The organism is Mesorhizobium sp. M4A.F.Ca.ET.050.02.1.1 (genome assembly GCF_003997725.1).
Classification (GTDB): domain Bacteria; phylum Pseudomonadota; class Alphaproteobacteria; order Rhizobiales; family Rhizobiaceae; genus Mesorhizobium.
In genome coordinates this window covers 1-991 of record NZ_RZSG01001260.1, presented here as the reverse complement: position 1 = coordinate 991, position 991 = coordinate 1, and the positions used below count along the sequence as shown (strand labels likewise).

Below are 991 nucleotides of genomic sequence, written 5' to 3'. Positions count from 1 at the left end.
GCCACCAGCGAATGGCAGATGGAGCTAAGTGCGGCGCAATCGCGACTAGCAGCCAAGAGACGGGAACGGAAGAGCGCTGCGAGCGATGTCGCGGTGGCGGTTCCAGATATGGCTCGGCCCACGACCTTCGAAGACGACTCATACCCTCCGGCAGAGCTGGCACGGAACCCCGACGCCAAGCGGCTGAGGCGGCGTTTCAGTCTGGCGAGGAGATCGGAGGCGCTTTTCAGTCGCGGATCTCCCTTGAATTTACCGGCCTCGGTTTTTGCGGGGGCCGCCGCTCTTGGCTTTTTGTCGTATATGACGGGGATTCATGACGCGACCTACGTCCGGGCGGATGGCCTCGCTAAACAGGTGGGGTTTCTTTGGGCGCCGAATTGGACCTTCCTCTTCATGGTACTTTTGCCCCTGTTTTTTGCATTCGTGACAGAGCTGCTTGTCTTTTGGAAAAATGACGGACGCTTGAAGCTGGTCGCGGAGGCCGACCAGGCGAAAAGCGACGATGCTTGGGCGCACAACGTCGAAGCGTCTTCGTATTCATATTGGGCGGTTTTCCTGATCTGTGTGGTGTTCGCCGGTCTTTTTCAGTGGATCGGCGTGTGTTTGCTCCCGCTGATGAAAGGCGGTGGCAACTATGCGACGGACTGGGGCAAGCTAGCGATTGTGCGCCCTGAGCTTATATCGGTGCCGGAGGAGATCGTGTTCACCGGGCTCGCTTACCTCTATATGTGCCTGTGTTTTTATCTTTTCTTTGTCGGTCTGATTTTGCTCTACACGATCGTCCATGACCTTTGGACAATTGGCGGGGCATCGGAAAATAGGCCGGAGGCGGATTATCAACGTGAGGTCAATGAAGTCGGCCTCAGGGTGATGTGTGGGATTTTTCGATGTACTGTTTTGGGCGTTCTGATCGCCATATGCATGAAGGCCCAAAGCGCTTACCTGACATCGCGTGGAGAAAATGTCGTGGCTTGGTTGGTCGGCGATATGT

1 protein-coding gene is annotated in these 991 nt (G+C 56.0%); it reads left to right on the top strand.

What is annotated here, in order from left to right:
* Nucleotides 1–991: hypothetical protein (locus tag EOA33_RS36790; RefSeq protein ID WP_127407802.1), on the top strand; the 991-nt coding region annotated here is incomplete at both ends.